Source organism: Pseudonocardia sp. NPDC046786 (assembly GCF_040645415.1).
Taxonomy (GTDB): Bacteria; Actinomycetota; Actinomycetes; order Mycobacteriales; family Pseudonocardiaceae; genus Pseudonocardia; species Pseudonocardia kongjuensis.
The window spans coordinates 41,426-54,143 of record NZ_JBEYYF010000020.1; the positions used below are offsets into that span (position 1 = coordinate 41,426).

Sequence of the window (12,718 nt, forward strand, 5' to 3'; positions counted from 1 at the left end):
GGGCGGGCCCCGGATTCCGGTGGCCCGCCCGCCGGGCGGCTCAGCCGCCGATCGAGTCGCCCGCGCCGGACTCCTGCGCGCACAGGTCGGACTGGTCGGTGACCGAGTCGCCGCTCGCCGCCTGGCCGGAGCCCAGCAGGCCCAGCGCGCCGGTGACGCCGTTGCCGGCGGCCGCGTTCTCGACCGGGACCTGCACGCCCAGCACGTTGACCGGCACGTTGTTGTTGCAGGCCTGGATCGGCACGTCGAGGTTGTTGCCGTTGCCGGCGGCGACGAGGCCGTCGGCGCCCTTGTCGATCTCGTCGCCGTGCCCGGCGAACGCCATCGGGCTGATCGCGAGCAGCGACGCGGCCGATGCCGCCACGACAATTCCAGCCTTCTTCAGCACAGTTTCTCTCCTGTCGGTCCGGTGGTCGCCGGTACGGCCACCACACTGCCGATGCAGCGAACATGGGGGAGCCCGCATCGGCTGCCGTGCACCGTATTCGGGCGAAATCGCCGACTCAATTCAGGCAATTCCATCGTGTGACCGGATCACCCTGGGTTCGGTTTCGCACCCGATGCGGTCGATTCCGGGAAAGCGCATTCCGGTGCGACGGGCGGCGGGCCCGGGCCGCGCCGTCAGGTCCCGCGGAACGTCCGGCGGTAGGCGGCCGGGGGCACGCCGAGCTGCGCGGCGAAGTGCCTGCGCAGCGCGGTGGCGGTGCCGAACCCGCACCGGTCGGCGATCCGTTCGATCGACAGGTCGCCCAGCTCGAGCAGTTCCCGGGCCCGCTCGATGCGTTGGCGCAGCAGCCACTCCAGCGGGCTGAGCCCGGTCTCCGCGCGGAACCGGCGGGTCAGGGTGCGAACGCTGACGTGCAGCCGGGCGGCCAGCTCGTCGAGCGACAGCGGCCGGTCGAGCCGGTCGAGCATCCACTCGCGCAGCCCGGCGGTGCCGGTCCCGGTGCGCTCGGGCGTGGCCGGGCGGGCGACGTACTGCGCCTGGCCGCCCTCCCGGTAGGGCGGCACCACGGTCCGGCGGGCGACGTCGTTGGCGACGGCGGCGCCGAAGTCCTGCCGGATCAGGTGCAGGCACAGGTCGATCCCGGACGCCTCGCCGGCCGCGGTGAGGATCCGGCCCTCGTCGACGTAGAGCACGTCGGGCTCCACCTGCACCTGCGGGAACCGGCTGCGCAGGCGCTCCGCGGAGAGCCAGTGCGTGGTAGCCCGCCTGCCGTCGAGCAGACCGGCCTGCGCGAGCGCGAAGGCCGCGGTGCAGATCGAGACGATCCGGGTGTCCGGCCCGATCGAGGCGAGTGCCGCGCCGAGGCCGTCGTCGAGGACGTCCGGGTCCTCTTCGTTCGGCGCGTGCGATCCGAGCACGACCACGGTCGCCGCGCCGGCCAGGATCTCCGGCCCGTGGTCGACGACGATCGCGAAGTCGCCGTCGGTGCGTACCGTCCCCGGGACCGGCGCGCAGGTCCGCACCCGGTACAGCGGGTCGCCGGCCGCGGAGCGGGCCCCGCCGAGCAGCTGATGGACCAGCCCCAGCTCCATCGGCAGCACCCCCGGCCGGACGAGCACGGCGACCTCGTGCCGGCCGTCGGTGTCCGTCGCCGGGCCGGGATGCGACCCGCCGAGGTCCGGCAGCGGGGCGCCGTCGAGCAGTGCGTCCAGCGCGCCGGTCAGCGCCGGGCAGTCGCGCCACGGGTTCGCCGCCGGGCAGTCCCGCACGTGCGCCAGCACCGTCCGGACGCTCGCGGCCCGCGCACCGAGCCGGTCGAGCTCGGCGAGCCGGTCGGCGATCGTGTCCCGGCGGTCCGGGTCGAGCAGGGCCGCGATGCCCTCCAGCGGCAGGCCGGTGTCCCGGGTCGCGCGCAGCAGCGCCAGCTCGCGCAGCTCGGCGCGGCCGTACCAGCGGCGCCCGCCGGCCCGGCCCGCCGGGCGGACCAGACCGCGGTCGTCGTAGTGGCGCAGCGCGGACACGGTCGTCCCGAGCAGCCGGGCGGCGGCGTCGATCGGTAGCCGCGCTCCGCTCAAGCCGGCTTGAGTCTCCACCGGGCCCAGGATGCCCGCCGGGCGGGCGGTGCGCACGCCGGCGGGCGGCGACGGGGCCACCCCGGTCACCGGAGCGCGTCCCGCGGCGGGAGGTCGCGGTCGCGGCGCTGCCCGCCCCACAGGCCGGGGATCAGTGGCGCCACCAGCACCGTGACCGCGGCGACCGCCATCATCAGCGGCACCGCGCGGGCGCCGAGCTGGACGGCCGCGACGATCGGCCCGCCGATCACCACCAGTGCGACGGTGGCGGCGCGGAGTGCGGCGGCGTGCGGGGTCAGCGGCAGCCGCAGCGGGCGCACCGCACCCGCCGCCGCGAGCGCGGCGGCGAGTGCGAGCACGGCCAGCGCCGCGGTGACCGTGGGGGGGAGTGTCGTCAGGACGGCCAGGGCGGTGACACCGAGCGCGGTGGCCGTGAGGGCGGTGCTGCTGGGGAGCGTGGCGGTGACCGGCAGTCTGTTCATGACTGCGAGCCTGCTCCGGCCGACGGGGAGCCGACACCGTCCGGGCGGACACCGGGCGAACAGATCCGGCCAGATCCGCGCACCGGAGCCGGGCCGGGGCTGCGTCGAGGTCAGCGCCGGAGCTGCTCGCCGATCTGCTTGAGGACCTCGGTCTGCTCCCGGACGGCCCCGATCAGTGCGGTGATCTGGTCGTCGCCGTGCCGCATCTCCTGATAGAGCGCGCTCACCGCGTAGGCGGTCGCGGCAGTGTGGCCGTCGGTGGCCTCGGTGTAGTCCTTCGCCCGATCGGCTGCGGAGAGGAGGTCGAGGGCGTGCTCGATGACGTGCTGGCCGCTCTCGCGGTGACTCTGGGGCTCTGGCATGTCCGAATTGTACCTATCCGGGTGATCGACGAGCGCGACTTCCGTCGGTGCGCCGACAACCTTCGCAGGGTGCGTTCCACCCGCCCGGCGCGGCAGGCTCGGTCCCGCCGAGCGAGAGGGGCGCACCGATGGACGACACGGGGACGGCCACGCTGCCGGAGCTGCTGGCGGTGGTGCTGCTCGATCCCGGCACCGGCCGGTTCGTCGTCGACCGGCAGCGCACCGAGCGCGCACTCGCCGGGGCGGTGCTGCTCGACCTGGCGGCCCGCGGCCGGCTGGCGACCGACGATCGCCCCCGGCCGCGGCTGCGGCTGCTGCCCGGACCGGCCACCGACGTCGTCACCGAGCGGGCGACCCGACTGCCGTCCGGCTGGTTCCCGGCCCGCCGCGGGGTGAGCAGGCTGGTGCCGGGGCTGCGGCCGGCCGTGCTGGACGCGCTCGGCAGCGGCGGGCACGCCGACCGCGAGCCCGGCGGGTTCCTGCGGTCCGCCCGGTGGTGGCCGGAACCGGCGCTACGCGAAGCGCTGCTGGCCGGGGTGGCCGCCGCGCTGCGCGACGGCGTCGCGGTCGACGCCCGGCTCGCCGGGCTGGTCTCGCTGCTGCACGCCGTCCGGGCCGAGCACCGGGTGCTCGACGGGCGGCGGCGCGAGCTGCGCGAACGGGCCCGGGTCGTCGCCGACGGCGACTGGGCCGGCCCGGCGGTGACCGCCGCCGTCCGTGAGGTGCAGGCTGTCACCGCGGCGGTGGCCGCCTCCGCGGCGACCGCGGGGGACGGCCGGTGAGTCGGGCGGGCGCCGGCACCGCGCCGGGGCGGGGGAGGTCCTGACCGCGGTGGCCGGGGCGGCGGCCGGGCGCGGGGCACCGGGGGGTCCCCGCGCCCGGCCGCTCCCGGGGGAATCTCCTGGACAGCTGCGGCGCGCCGCCTATGGTCGACGGGTGCCGGTCCGACCCTCCGCGATGTCGGCGATCCTGATGATCGCCGTCACCGTCGCCGGACTGACCGTCGCCGAGACCCGCGAGATCGACGGCGCGCTGCACGTCCTGCAGCTGATCGCCGGCGCCGCCGCGATCGCGGCGATCCCGTGGCGGTACCGGTACCCGCGGGCGTTCGGCGTGGTGGCGGTGCTGTCGGCGAACGTCTCGCCGCTCACCAGCTACCTGCCGCTGGTCGGGGTGTTCGTCGTCGCGACCCGGCGCCGGGTGTCCGAGACGGTCCTGATCACGGTGCTCGCGCTCGGCGGGGCCGCGCTCAACTTCGCCGCGATCCCGGACCCGCAGACGATGTGGGCGATGCTGCTCGGCGCGTCGACGCTGCTGGTCAGCTCGGTCACCGCGGGCCTGTTCACCGGCACCCGCCGGGCGATGGTCGACGACCTGCGCGAGCGGCTCACCCGGGCCGAGGTGGACCGCGCGCTGCGCGACGAGCAGGCCCGGATCGCCGAGCGCCGCCGGATCGCGGGGGAGATGCACGACCGGCTCGGGCACCGGCTGTCGCTGCTGTCGGTGCACGCGGGCGCGCTGGCGCTGCGCACCGACCTGTCCGCCGAGACCGTCCGGGAGAGCGCGCAGGTGCTGCGCGACACCACGCACCGGGCGATGGAGGACTTGCGCACGATCGTCCAGGTGCTGCACGACCCACCGTGCGACGAGTCCGAGGACACCGAGGACCTGACCGCGGTCGAGGGTCTGGTGGCCGAGGCCCGCGCGGCGGGCGCGGACGTGTCGCTGCGCTCGACCGCGCTGCTGATGGTGGCGCCGCCGGGCAGGCCGCTGGCCGGGGTCGCCTACCGGGTGGTGCGCGAGGGCCTGACCAACGCGGCCCGGCACTCGCCGGGCGCGCCGGTGGAGGTGGTGCTCGACGGCCGCCCGGGCCGCGACCTGACCGTCACCGTCACCTCCGGCTGCACCGGCGACCGGCCCGCCCCGGAGGGCGCGGGGACCGGCCTGGTGAGCCTGCGCGAGCGGGTCGAGACACTCACCGGCGGCACGCTGGCGCACGGCCCGCTGCCGACCGGGTACCGGCTGCGGGCGGCGCTGCCGTGGCGGAAGGAGAGCGCGTGAATCCCGATCCGGAGATCCGGGTGCTGCTCGTCGACGACGATCCGCTGGTCCGGGCCGGTCTGCGGGTGATGCTCGACGGGCACGTCCTCGCCGACGCACCGGCGCCGCGCCGGATCCGGGTGATCGGCGACGCCGGTGACGGCGACGAGGTGCCGGAGGCGGTCCGCGCCGGGCGGCCGCACGTGGTGCTGATGGACCTGCGGATGCGACGGGTGAACGGCGTCGTCGCGACCCAGCGGCTGACCGCGGAGCCGGACCCGCCGACGGTGGTCGTGCTGACCACGTTCGACGCCGATGAGCACGTGGTGCGGGCGCTGCGGGCGGGCGCGGGCGGGTTCCTGCTCAAGGACGCCGCCCCGGAGCGGATCGTCGAGGCGGTCCGGGCCGCCGCCGACGGCGACGCGGTGCTGTCCCCGGCGATCACCCGCAGGCTGATCGGCATCGTGAAGGGCGGGGCCGGCCCGCTGGACCGGCGGCGCGCCGCCCGCTCCCGGCTGGACCGGCTCGCCGAGCGGGAGCGGGACGTGGCCGAGGCGGTCGCCCGCGGCGGGTCGAACGCCGACATCGCCGAGGAGCTGCACATGTCGGTGGCGACCGTGAAGTCCTATGTGTCCAGGCTGCTGCGGGAGCTGGGCCTGGACAACCGGGTGCAGATCGCGCTGCTGGTCCGCGACGCCGGCGATTAGTTCCGCCGTCCCGTCCGGTCAGCAGGGCATGAAGCTCACCTCGACCCTGTTCGTCTCCACCGACGGCGTCTACCAGGGCCCCGGCGCCCCGACGGAGGACACCTCGGGCGGCTTCACCCGGGGCGGCTGGCTGGTGCCGCACTTCGACGACGAGCTCGGCTCAGTGATGACCGGCATCGTCGGCCGGGCCGACGCGCTGCTGCTCGGTCGGCACACCTACGAGATCTTCGCCGCGTCCTGGGGGGCAATGGACGATCCCGGCGACGACCCGATCGCGGTCGGGTTCGCCACGCTCACCAAGCACGTCGTGTCGGCGACGCTGACCGCGCCGTCCTGGGCGGGGACGCGGGTGCTGCCCGGCGAGGCGGGCGCGGTCGCCGCGCTGAAGGCGGAGCCGGGCCGGGAGCTGCAGGTGCACGGCAGCGGGCTGCTGGTCCGGTGGCTGCTGGCGCAGGAGCTGCTCGACGAGCTGACCCTGGTCGTCGCGCCGGTGGTGGTCGGCGCCGGGCGCCGGCTGTTCCCGGAGTCCGGGCCCGACACCGCGCTGACCCTGACCGGGGCACGGACGACCCCGGCCGGCGTCGGCGTCCACACCTACCGCGTCGGCGGGCGCCCGGAGTACGGCGCGATCGAGGTGCAGTGATCGAGGTGCAGTGATCGAGGTGCAGTGATCGAGGTGGTGTGACCGAGGGTGCTCAGCGGGGCCAGGGGTTGGGGGCGCAGCCCTGCAGGCCGAGGGTCTGCTGCTGCATCACCGGGGCCGGGCGGCCCGGCCCGGGGCAGGGTTCGTGGCCGTGCCCGAGCCAGTGCCCCACCTCGTGGTTCACCAGGTAGTGCCGGTAGGCGGTGGGGTCGCGGGCGTAGTCCGGGGTGCCGGTGACCCAGCGCTCCAGGTTGAGCACGACGCGGTCGCCGTTGCGGCAGGACAGCCTGCCGACGGTGTCCAGCGGCAGGCACAGCCGGTCGGCCAGCTCCGGGGTGGCGAGCACGATCCGCAGCGGCGCCGGGCCGTCGGTGCGAGCGAAGCCGACCGAGCCGTCGCCGCCCCAGGAGCGGGGATGGTCGAGCACCTCGGAGACGAACGCGGCGAACGCGGCACCGTCGACGTCGATGCCGCGTTCGATCTCGACCCGCATCGGGACGGTCCGCGCGCGTCCGGCGGGCGCGGCGTGCCCACCCGGGACGACGACCGTCTCACCGGACGCGGAGCGCGGCACCTCCCGGCTGCGGACGCCCGCCCGGACGTCGGCCTCGGAGAGCGCCGGTGCTGCGGGCTCTGCCGGTGCTGCGGGCTCTGCCGGTGCTGCGGGCTCGGCCGGTGCTGCCGGGGGAGCGGGCGCCTCCGTCGCCTCGCCGAGCGGTGGTCCGGGTGCCGGGCCCGGGGGGTCGTCGACGGTGCCCGGGCCGCAGCCGGCCAGCAGGGTCAGCGCCGCCAGCAGGGCCAGCACAACCGGCCCGGTCCGCAGCGCCGGCCCGGTCGACTCAGCCGGCGCGGCGGACTCAGCCGCCTCGGCCGGCCCGGCAGACACGGTCGGCCCGGTCGGCGCGGCGGTGCCGGTGCGGGCCGGCCGGGCAACGGCCCGGATGAGGTGCGGCACGCGGCCAGGGTGACAGAGCCGGACCGCGCGCACGAGCCGCCAGGCGCCGTACCCGCCGCCCGGTCAGGCGATCCGCTTGAGCTTCTGGATCATCAGCTCGCCGTCCAGCAGGTCGCCCATGACCTGCTGGAAGTGCACCAGGTGCGGGGTCTGCAGGTGCGCGCCCAGCTTCTCGTCAGTCTCCCAGTTCTCGTAGAAGAAGAACGCCGCCGGGTCGTCGACGCCCTGGTGCAGGTCGTAGTTGCCGTAGCCGTCCTCCTTCGAGGTCGGCTCGACCAGCTTCTCCAGCTCGGCCCGTAGCTCCGCCTCCTTGCCCGGCTTGGCGCGCATCCGGGCGATGACCGTCAGCAGCTCGCGGTTGTCGTCGGTGGGGTGGCATCGTCGCCTCCGTCGTGGTCGGTCCTTCCCGGCGACTATCGAGCATCTCGGCGGGTGCGGCGCCCCGCACCTGATTACCGTCGGCCCGATGAGCGATGCGGCGGGTACCCGGGCGACGGCCGGCGCGATGGCCGAGGCGGCCCGGGAGTGGCTCGGCACGCTCGACGCGGGGCAGCGCGAGCGGGCCACCGGGCACGTCCCGAGCGGCGACGGCGACACCGACGCCGAGCGCAGGCGCTGGTTCTACACTCCCACCGACCACGGCGGTCTGACCTTCCACGAGCAGCTCCCGCCGCAGCAGCGGGCCGCGATGAAGCTGATCGGGTCGGGCCTGTCCCGGCCCGCCTACGTCACCGTCGTGACCGTGATGGGCCTGGAGAACCTGCTGGACCACACCGAGGGTTTCGTGACCATGTTCGACCGCTCCCGCGGTCGCGATCCGCTGATGTACTACCTGCGGGTGTTCGGCGAGCCCGGCGGCAGCGGCGCCTGGGGCTGGCGGTTCGGCGGGCATCACGTGTCGGTCAACATGCTGGTCGTCGACGGCGAGGTGGTGGCCACGACGCCGTGCTTCCTGGGGGCCGATCCGGCGTCGTCGGAGCTGCTGGGGGACGCGACGCTGCGCCCGCTCGGCCGGGTCGAGGACCTGGCCCGCGATCTGGTGCGGTCGCTGCCCGCGCCGCTGCGCGGGCGCGCGGTGCTGCTGGACAGGGCCCCGCCGGACGTCGTCGCGGCGAACCGGGCCGATCCGCAGGAGGGCGACAACTGGATCCCGCTGGCCGGGGTGTGGCGGGACCGGTTCGGCTCGGACACCGAGCAGGCGAAGCTGGACGCGGTGAGCGAGGCGATCGAGGAGCGGGCCGGGTTCACCGACGCCGAGAAGGACGTCGTGCGGCTCTCCCGCACCCCGCTGGGCGTCCCCGCGGCGGAGCTGGACGCCGGGCAGCGCGAGATGCTGCGCGTGCTGCTCGGCACCTACCTGGGCCGGGTGCCGGCCGAGGTGTCGCCGATCGGCCGGTACGACGACGACGCCGAGCTGGACCGGGTGCACGTGGCCTGGGCCGGGTCACTGGCCGACGGTGCCCCGAACTACTACCGGCTGCAGGGCCCGCGGCTGCTGGTCGAGTGGGACAACACCCAGCGCGAGGCGAACCACGCGCACTCGGTGTGGCGGGACCCGTCGGCCGACTTCGGGCTGGACGTGCTGGGCGCGCACCGGGCGGCGCACCACCTGCGGTGAGGGATCACGGCCGGTAGGCGGGCGCCCGGCTCGGGCCCTCCCGGTGCCGGTCGGCGAGCAGCGGCCGCCAGCGCGGCGCGACCAGCGTGGACAGCACGACGACGCTGGCCGTGCGGGCGACCAGCGGTGAGCGTCCCAGCGCGAGCAGGGTCGCCTGCAGGTCCTCGTGCGAGGACGCCGCGATCCGGCACAGCACGTCCGACGAGCCGGTCGTCGCGTACGCCTCGGTCACCGCGGGGAGCGCGGCCAGTGCCGCGGTGACGTCGTCCAGCTCGCCCTGGGCGATCTCCAGCGTCACGAACGCCTGCACGCCGAAACCGGCTGCTGGGAGGTCGACGTCCGGCCCGTAGCCGGTGACCACGCCGGCCCGTTCCAGCCGGTCCAGCCTGGCCTGCACGGTGCCGCGGGCGACGGTCAGCGCGCGGGACAGCTCCAGCACCCCGGCCCGCGGCCGGTCCGCGACGGCGGCGAGCAGGTCGACGTCGAGGGCGTCGAGGCGGATCGGCTCGGGCACGCCGCGGAGTCTAGGCCGGGCCGGGACGCACCCCGCCCGGTCCGCTCCCGGCACGGCTCCGGCACGGGATTGGCAAGGATATGGCAAGGCTTGACAAGCTTGTGCAAGCCATTGCAGGGTGAGGCCGTCCCACCGCGGGGACACGCACGAGGAGGAGCACCGTGGCGCCCACCCTGACCGACGTCGCCCGGACCGCAGGCGTCGCACTGTCGACCGCGTCCCGGGTGTTCTCCGACCCGGACCGGATCGGCGCCGGGACCCGCCGCAGGGTGCTGGCCGCCGCGCAGGAGCTCGGGTACGCGCCGCGCACCGCCGAGCCGACGGCCGCGCCGGTCACCGCCACCGTCGCCGCGGTCGTCCCGGACATCGCGAACCCGGTGTTCTCCCGCTTCGTCAAGGCCGCCCAGGCGCAGGGCAGGCAGGTCCGCTCCACGGTCGTCGTCGCCGACACCGACTACGACGCCGACCGCGAGCGCGAGGTGATCACCGGGCTCTGCCCGCGGGTGGACGGCATCGTCGTGCACTCGTCCCGGCTGGACGGCGCCGAGGTGCTCGACCTGTGCGGCGGCACGCCGTCGGTGCTGGTCAACCGCGAGGTGCCCGGCGGGGACTGCGTGATCGCCGACTCCACGCAGGGGCTGCGCCAGGTCGTCGACCACCTGGACGCGCTGGGCCACCGGCACATCGCCTACGTCCAGGGCCGCTCGGACTCCTGGTCCAACCTGCACCGGGTCGGCCTGGTGCGCGAGCTCGCCGCCGAGTACGGCTGCGAGCTGTCGCTGCTGGGCTGGCACACCGAGACCACCGACGGCGGCAGCGCCGCCGCGGCCCGGGTGCTGGCTTCCGGCGCGACCGCTGCGATCGCGCACAACGACCTGGTCGCGCTCGGGCTGATGGCCGGGGCCCGCGCGCTCGGCGCCCGGGTGCCCGACGACCTGTCCGTCGTCGGCAGCGACGACATCCCGTTCTCCGCGCTGTCCGAGCCGGGCCTGTCCAGCATCGCCACCCCGATGGACCGCGCCGGGACCCTCGCCATGGAGATCCTCGGCCGCGCCGCCGCGGGCGAGCGCACCGCGCCGCGGGCCGTCCGGCTGCCCACCCACTTCGTCGCGCGCGGCACCACCGGCCCGGCGCCGGCCCGCTCCGCCACCGCACTGGAGGTCACCCCGTGAAGATCGTCGTCGCCGACCAGAACCTGGCCGGCATCCGCGCCGAGACCGAGGCGTCGCTGCCAGCGGGCAGCGAGATCGTCTGGTCGCCGACCCGGGACGCCGACGACATCGCAGCGCTGGTCGGCGACGCGGACGTGCTGATCGGCGGGCACTGCCCGAAGGAGGTCGCGGACGCGGGGCCCGGGCTGCGGCTGGTGCACGCCGCAGGCGCCGGCACCGACGGCATCGACGTCGGCGCGCTGCCCGCCGGGTGCACCGTCGCCAACACCTTCCACCACGAGGACTCGATCGCCGAGTACGTCGCGGCCTCGGCGGTCCTGCTGCGCCGCGGCTTCCTCGCCCAGGACGCCGCGCTGCGCCGGGGGGAGTGGCCGACCCCGGCCTACGATCCCGCCGCCCGCTGGACCGGCTCGCTGCAGGAGGCGACCGTCGGGTTCGTCGGTTTCGGCCACATCGGGTCCCGCGCCTGGGACCGGTTGCGGGCGTTCGGTGCGCGCGGCGTCGCGGTGACCGGGCGCGGTGCGATCGACGCCGCCGCGACCGGCCTGGACTGGGCGGGCAGCACCGCCGACCGGCTCGGCGAGCTGCTGGCCTGCTCCGACGTGGTCGTCGTCAGCGCCCCGCTCACCCCGGCGACCGAGGGGCTGATCGGTGCCGCCGAGCTGACGTCCATGAAGGATTCCGCGATCCTGGTCAACGTCGGCCGTGGGCCGCTGGTCGATGAGCGGGCGCTGTACGAGGCGCTGCGCGACAACGTGATCGGCGGTGCCGCGATCGACGTCTGGTACGGCTATCCGGCGCCGGGCACCGCGCGGGCCGAGCCGTCGGCGCTGCCGTTCCGGGAGCTGGGCAACGTCCTGATGACCCCGCACAGCTCCGGCCTGACCCGGCAGACCTTCCTCGGGCGGGCCGCCGAGATCGGCGCGAACACCCACCGGCTCGCAGCGGGGGAGCCCCTCGCCAACGTGGTGGCGGTGGTCGGCCGGTGAGCGGCCCGGACCGGATCGTCGCGGCCGAGGTGCTGCTCACCTCGCCCGGCCGCAACTACCTCACGCTGAAGATCACCACCGCGGAGGGGGTGACCGGCTGGGGCGACGCCACCCTCAACGGCCGCGAGCTGGCCGTCGCCGCCTACCTGCGCGAGCACCTGTGCCCGCAGCTGCTCGGGCGCGACCCGGCCCGGATCGAGGACACCTGGCAGTACCTCTACCGCGGCGCCTACTGGCGGCGCGGCCCGGTCACCATGACCGCGGTCGGCGCAGTCGATCTCGCGCTGTGGGACATCAAGGGCAAGGCCGCCGGGCTGCCCGTCTACCAGCTGCTCGGCGGCGCCGTCCGGGACCGGGTGCGGGCCTACACACACGCCACCGGCTGGGAGACCGGCCAGCTGTGCGACGCCGTGGACGCCGTGCGCGAGCGCGGCTTCACCGCCGTCCGGGTGCAGAGCGGGGTGCCCGGCCTGGACTCGGTCTACGGCGTCGGCCGCGGGCCCGGCTACGAGCCGGCCGCCCGCGGCACCGTGCCCGCCGAGGAGGTCTGGGACACCGCCGCCTACCTGCGGCACGTCCCGGGCGTGCTGGCCGAGGTCCGGGCGCACGCCGGTCCGGAGCTCGCCCTGCTGCACGACGCGCACCACCGGCTCACCCCGATCGAGGCCGCCCGGCTCGGGAAGGCCCTCGAACCGGCCGACCTGTACTGGCTGGAGGACGTCACCCCGGCCGAGAACCCGGACGTGCTGCGCCGGGTCCGCGCACACACCACCGTCCCGCTGGCGATCGGCGAGGTGTTCTCCACCCTCTGGGAGTTCCAGCAGCTGATCACCGAGCAGCTGATCGACCACGCGCGCGCCGCGGTCACCCACGCCGGCGGGATCAGCGCGCTGCGCAGGCTGGCCGTGCTCGCCGACGTCTGGCAGGTGAAGGTGAGCCCGCACGGCCCCTCGGACGTCTCGCCGATCGCGATGGCGGCGGGCCTGCACCTCGCGCTGGCCACGCCGAACCACGGGATCGCGGAGTACATGGGCTACCCGGAGCCGGCGCACGAGGTGTTCCGGCACGCCTGGACCTGCACCGACGGCCACCTGCACCCCGGCGACGCGCCCGGCCTCGGCGTCGACGTCGACGAGGCGCTCGCCGCCCGGTACCCCTACGAACCCGCCCTGCTGCCCGTCGCGCGCCGCCGCGACGGCTCGATGACGGACTGGTGA

15 protein-coding genes are annotated in these 12,718 nt (G+C 75.8%); 8 read left to right on the forward strand and 7 right to left on the reverse strand.

Annotated features, from left to right (window positions below):
- Nucleotides 1–40 precede the first annotated feature (40 nt).
- The 4 genes from ABZ881_RS22440 to ABZ881_RS22455 all read right to left on the reverse strand — a co-directional run bounded on the left by ABZ881_RS22440 (nt 41) and on the right by ABZ881_RS22455 (nt 2,863).
- Complete coding sequence (locus tag ABZ881_RS22440; protein WP_358487359.1) at nt 41–388, reverse strand: hypothetical protein; 348 nt, start codon at nt 386–388, stop codon at nt 41–43.
- Nucleotides 389–621: 233 nt separating this feature from the next.
- Nucleotides 622–2,109, reverse strand: coding sequence for a helix-turn-helix domain-containing protein (locus ABZ881_RS22445; protein ID WP_358487362.1), 1,488 nt, complete (start codon nt 2,107–2,109; stop codon nt 622–624).
- Nucleotides 2,106–2,501, reverse strand: coding sequence for a hypothetical protein (locus ABZ881_RS22450; protein ID WP_358487364.1), 396 nt, complete (start codon nt 2,499–2,501; stop codon nt 2,106–2,108). Before ABZ881_RS22450 ends, ABZ881_RS22445 begins: the two co-directional genes overlap by 4 nt.
- 110 nt (nt 2,502–2,611) lie before the next feature.
- A complete protein-coding gene (locus tag ABZ881_RS22455; RefSeq protein WP_344025478.1) occupies nt 2,612–2,863 on the reverse strand; it encodes a hypothetical protein in 252 nt (83 codons plus the stop codon).
- Between the two features lie 128 nt (nt 2,864–2,991).
- Here ABZ881_RS22455 and ABZ881_RS22460 point away from each other — a divergent pair, with 128 nt between their 5' ends.
- From ABZ881_RS22460 to ABZ881_RS22475, 4 genes are all read left to right on the forward strand, one after another.
- Nucleotides 2,992–3,645, forward strand: a complete 654-nt coding sequence (locus tag ABZ881_RS22460; RefSeq protein ID WP_358487366.1) for a GPP34 family phosphoprotein — start codon at nt 2,992–2,994, stop codon at nt 3,643–3,645.
- 154 nt (nt 3,646–3,799) lie between these two features.
- Complete coding sequence (locus tag ABZ881_RS22465; RefSeq protein ID WP_358487368.1) at nt 3,800–4,924, forward strand: histidine kinase; 1,125 nt, start codon at nt 3,800–3,802, stop codon at nt 4,922–4,924.
- Nucleotides 4,921–5,610, forward strand: a complete 690-nt coding sequence (locus ABZ881_RS22470) for a response regulator transcription factor (RefSeq protein WP_358487371.1) — start codon at nt 4,921–4,923, stop codon at nt 5,608–5,610. The genes ABZ881_RS22465 and ABZ881_RS22470 overlap by 4 nt, the downstream gene beginning before the upstream one ends.
- 28 nt (nt 5,611–5,638) lie before the next feature.
- The gene (locus ABZ881_RS22475) at nt 5,639–6,253 is read left to right on the forward strand and encodes a dihydrofolate reductase family protein (protein WP_358487373.1); all 615 of its coding nucleotides are present in this window, start codon (nt 5,639–5,641) and stop codon (nt 6,251–6,253) included.
- 52 nt (nt 6,254–6,305) lie between these two features.
- Here ABZ881_RS22475 and ABZ881_RS22480 read toward each other — a convergent pair whose 3' ends face one another.
- A complete protein-coding gene (locus ABZ881_RS22480) occupies nt 6,306–7,208 on the reverse strand; it encodes a DUF3152 domain-containing protein (protein ID WP_358487375.1) in 903 nt (300 codons plus the stop codon).
- Nucleotides 7,209–7,271: 63 nt separating this feature from the next.
- The gene (locus ABZ881_RS22485) at nt 7,272–7,775 is read right to left on the reverse strand and encodes a putative quinol monooxygenase (RefSeq protein WP_358487378.1); all 504 of its coding nucleotides are present in this window, start codon (nt 7,773–7,775) and stop codon (nt 7,272–7,274) included.
- On the opposite strand from ABZ881_RS22485, the gene ABZ881_RS22490 reads away from it, so the two are divergent.
- A complete protein-coding gene (locus ABZ881_RS22490) occupies nt 7,675–8,826 on the forward strand; it encodes a DUF3500 domain-containing protein (RefSeq protein ID WP_358487380.1) in 1,152 nt (383 codons plus the stop codon). The genes ABZ881_RS22485 and ABZ881_RS22490 overlap by 101 nt on opposite strands.
- Before the next feature lie 4 nt (nt 8,827–8,830).
- Here the strand turns inward: ABZ881_RS22490 and ABZ881_RS22495 are convergent, their stop codons facing one another.
- The gene (locus tag ABZ881_RS22495) at nt 8,831–9,340 is read right to left on the reverse strand and encodes an Lrp/AsnC ligand binding domain-containing protein (RefSeq protein ID WP_358487383.1); all 510 of its coding nucleotides are present in this window, start codon (nt 9,338–9,340) and stop codon (nt 8,831–8,833) included.
- A gap of 161 nt (nt 9,341–9,501) precedes the next feature.
- Between ABZ881_RS22495 and ABZ881_RS22500 the strand changes: the two genes are divergently transcribed.
- From ABZ881_RS22500 to manD, 3 genes are read left to right on the forward strand one after another with little or no spacing between them, the layout of a single operon-like run.
- Nucleotides 9,502–10,512, forward strand: a complete 1,011-nt coding sequence (locus ABZ881_RS22500) for a LacI family DNA-binding transcriptional regulator (RefSeq protein WP_358487385.1) — start codon at nt 9,502–9,504, stop codon at nt 10,510–10,512.
- Nucleotides 10,509–11,501: a 2-hydroxyacid dehydrogenase gene (locus ABZ881_RS22505; protein WP_358487387.1), complete on the forward strand. Its 993-nt coding sequence runs from the start codon at nt 10,509–10,511 to the stop codon at nt 11,499–11,501. The genes ABZ881_RS22500 and ABZ881_RS22505 overlap by 4 nt, the downstream gene beginning before the upstream one ends.
- Entirely contained in the window at nt 11,498–12,718 is a 1,221-nt protein-coding gene (gene manD / locus ABZ881_RS22510; RefSeq protein WP_358487390.1) for a D-mannonate dehydratase ManD, read from the forward strand. The genes ABZ881_RS22505 and manD overlap by 4 nt, the downstream gene beginning before the upstream one ends.